Annotated in this window: 3 protein-coding genes; 1 reads left to right on the top strand and 2 read right to left on the bottom strand. The window is 66.0% G+C overall.

The annotated features are described in order from the left end of the window. Nucleotides 1–950: 950 nt before the first annotated feature. Complete coding sequence (locus ACIBVN_RS60685) at nucleotides 951–1,337, bottom strand: hypothetical protein (RefSeq protein WP_397151990.1); 387 nt, start codon at nucleotides 1,335–1,337, stop codon at nucleotides 951–953. Nucleotides 1,338–1,563: 226 nt separating this feature from the next. Here ACIBVN_RS60685 and ACIBVN_RS60680 point away from each other — a divergent pair, with 226 nt between their 5' ends. Next, on the top strand, nucleotides 1,564–1,716 hold the full coding sequence (locus tag ACIBVN_RS60680) for a hypothetical protein (protein ID WP_397151989.1): 153 nt from the start codon (nucleotides 1,564–1,566) through the stop codon (nucleotides 1,714–1,716). 206 nt (nucleotides 1,717–1,922) lie between these two features. Here ACIBVN_RS60680 and ACIBVN_RS60675 read toward each other — a convergent pair whose 3' ends face one another. Next, nucleotides 1,923–2,912: a carbonic anhydrase gene (locus tag ACIBVN_RS60675; protein WP_397151987.1), complete on the bottom strand. Its 990-nt coding sequence runs from the start codon at nucleotides 2,910–2,912 to the stop codon at nucleotides 1,923–1,925. Nucleotides 2,913–3,396 lie beyond the last annotated feature (484 nt).

Genomic DNA, 3,396 nt, shown 5'->3' with positions numbered 1-3,396 from the left:
TCGAGTTACGAAATCGCGATCAACCTGACCATCGCCTGCCCCCAGCGACGCGATCACATATCGTCACCGCTTCACGGACTTTGCGCCAGATCCGCCTCTCACGAACGAAACCACTAACGCCACTGACCGTTCCATTGCTGCTCGACCCCCGTATCCCAGCTCGCTTCCGCCACCCGACGGGATGACGGCGCCGGACTGGCGGACTCGGGTGTGTGAGCGACGGAGACGGTGGCTGATGCCGGCGACGGATCTGCCAGGGAGATGGCGGTGGCTAGGAGGCAGAACGTGAGGGCTTGGCAGAGCAGGGGTCGTAGACGAGCAGCAATGGTGGGGGCATGTGACCTCTTTAGGCGGCTGTGATCAGGCGAGATCACAATTTGCCACCAAGTGATCGCAGCATCTAGTAGCTATGCAGATATGAAGCGTTACTGGTGGCGCGTTACTACGGCGAGCCCCTGCCGCCAGGCCAGCCACCATGTCCGCGGCCGCCTGCAGCAGACGCGTCAAGAGGCGGACTGGTTTGTGCCGTCGCTTAGGCGGCGGCGTCGAGCAACTCTGGCGCTGATCGCCGAGCTGGACCAGGCGCAGGCCGAGCTCGCCACCGGCGACCCGGGGGTGCGATCGACCGGAGGGAGCCCGCGCTCGCCGCGCCCGCCCGTTGCGCCGCCTCGGTGGCCACCACGCTCGCTGGCATCGCCCGGAGCCACCAGTACACCGCCGCCGAGTCCCTCACGCCGCGATGATCGACGGCCGTTAGCATTCAGGGGTGGGGAGAGGGGCCTGGCTTTCTTGGAGGAAGCGCCAGGTCTCTCCCTTTAGGTCTGGCTGGCCGTCAGAGCGTCTCGACCCCTGCCGCTGCGGCCCAAGACGTGATCGGCTCCTCTAGTTAAATGCGAGCGGCCCCCGGAATCCGCGGGGGGCGCAGGAGAGTAGTCGTCGAAGTTCTGATGTCAGGGAGTGCCGTACCAGCGGATGATCGGCGCGATCACGGCGTAGATGCCCATCATCGCAATGCTGCCGGCGGTGAGGTAGAAGGTGCCCGGGTAGAACCAGCGGTGTGCCAGCGCCAGGAGCGCTGAAAACTCCCCGACCAGAAACGTGAGGGATATGAGCACGGCTGCGAGCTGCCACCTTCCAAGACGGGCGAAGTACCGCGCCGCCCTCGATGGCCCGCGGTAGAAGAAGAAGGGTTGCGGAGCCATGTCATGTTCCTCTCGGTGCGCCTTCGTGTGAGCACGTTCGAGGCGAGTGAGGAGAAAGCCGATCTCGACGGTGAGGGCGATCAAGAGGGTGGGCAGCACCTGAGCTGAGGTCGCATAGAAGGCTTCAGTTCCCATAGCCCGTATTTTGGTGGTGATCGGTTACGAATCCCCCCTTTTTTCGCACACCTCGACAGCGACGTCCGGTGCCGGCGGCGGCGCGATGACCTGGGCGTACGGGGTGGTGAAGGCTGGGCACAGGGACACCGGTGGGCAGGTCGGGCCACAGGTGCCACTGCCAGGGGCCAGCCCCCTCCAGCCACCACGTGTCCTCCTCTCGCTTCAGGATGACGAGCAGCGGCGGTTGTCCGTCCGGCCCCCACGCCGGCGGCTCAGGCTGCCGGGCAATCACCACGTACGCGCCGTCCTCCTCCGCCCCCGAATCCAGCACGAGCAGTTCGCGGGTGGCGGCTGCGCCGGTCAGCAGGGCGAACGGGTCGGCCGGCTCTACCTGTGAGGCCCGCTTGTGGCCGGCGATCAGGCCGGTGGCGACAGCCTGCGTCAGATCGTTCTCCCCGTCCTCGTTCCATTCGGCGGCGGTGACACCGTGGCGCTGGCCGGCCGCAAGCAGGTCCGCCAGCGGCGCGGTGGCGTCGTTGAGCGCGGACGGGGTCCAGCGGTCAGCTCGGCGCGTGCCGGGAGGCTCTCGGGTTTGCGGGCTGTTCAGGCAGGTGCGCCGTTCAGAATCTCGACCTGGCCTGTGTCTAGGGAGTAGTACGCGCTGACCACAGCCAGGACTCCCTCGGCCACCAGCGGCGCGAGGTCTCGATTGCTGCGCAGGGCGTTCGCGGTCAGCTTCACCTGGGCTCTGGCCATCGTCTCGGCGGGATCGGCGCTGCTTTCCCGTACGGCCTGTTCGTACGCCGGACGCAGAGCCTCCGTGATCGCCTGGAGGTTGCCCGGCAGCGGCTTATCTTCCCGCAGGGCTCTGTATGCGGCGGAGACCGCGCCGCACCGCTGGTGGCCAAGTACGACGATCAGCGGAGTTCCGCTGGTCATTGGCCCGTACTCGACGGAGCCGGTAATGATGGGCCCCACAGCCGCCCCGCCGCTGCGCATGACGAACAGATCACCCAGGCCGGTGTCGAAGACAAGCTCGGGTGGCACCCGGGAATCGATGCATGACAGCACCGCTCCGTAGGGCTGCTGGCTGGCGGCCAGCAACTCCCGGCGTGTGGGATCGCGATCCGGATGCTGGAGTGCGTTGGCCACCCAGCGTCTGTTGCCCTCCATCAGCCGTTGGTAAGCAGCCGTCGGTGTGCCAGGAACTGGTCCTGTGCGGGATGCCGGCGCCGCCGTGTGCATCTCGTTCCGCACCTCGGCCGATGAGCAGCCGACAAGGCCGGACGCCGCCAGGGACGCGGCTGCTGTAAGCAGCGTTCGCCGCCCCGGACCATCGCCCAAGGTGGTCTCGCCGAACTGGCGGGCCGGCAGTTCCCGGTGGGCGGCCCAGCGCTGGCTGGCATCGACGACGACATCGAGCGGGTCGTGCGGCGAAGCGGGCGGGCTAGTCACGAAGGTGACAGTACGCGATCCATTCGTCACCCGTTTGGCGATCGCGCGGAATCGATGGCGAACGCGTTCGCCGAGCGGTTCGTCGGCACCCTCAGGCGCGAATGCCTCGATCACCTTCTGGTCTACGGTGAGCGGCACGCATCAGGCACTGTCACTCCGCCAACCCATTCACGATCCGGCCTCCGCGGTCGATCTCACGGCTCGAACAGAGCGACGAAACGCCGTCTGCGGTCTGATCCGTGAGTATTGCAGAGCAGCTTGACGACGTGCGCAACCCCAGGCCAGCGCTATGAAGGAGTCCTTTGGCGCCGAACAGGGGTGGATAACCGCAGGCCAGAGGTCGCATCCGGGTTTTCGCGCCCTACAAGGTGTCCTGCTTGTCGAAGGTCCACTTGTCCACGGTGTGTTTGAAAATAGTTGGCCCATCCGCATGATCGAAGCGAGTCGTTCCAGCACGGAGGCGAAGTCCTGCTGCGATGCCTTGTGGGGCAGGGGAGCCCGCCCGCTTTCATGGGCGCATGAATTATGCTAAGCTTGAATCCACGGCTTGATTTCTCGTGATCATTTCTCGGTCCAATTCCTCGACGAGGACCGCTGTCGCAGGTAGAGGCCTGGTTTCGGG

The sequence above is a fragment of the Nonomuraea sp. NPDC049400 genome (assembly GCF_044466425.1).
Lineage (GTDB): Bacteria > Actinomycetota > Actinomycetes > Streptosporangiales > Streptosporangiaceae > Nonomuraea.
This window is presented reverse-complemented; position numbering and strand designations above follow the sequence as displayed.

Excerpts from the sequence above, each read along its gene's own strand:
- ACIBVN_RS60685 (WP_397151990.1), bottom strand. The coding sequence starts at position 1,337 with ATGGGAACTGAAGCCTTCTATGCGACCTCAGCTCAGGTGCTGCCCACC.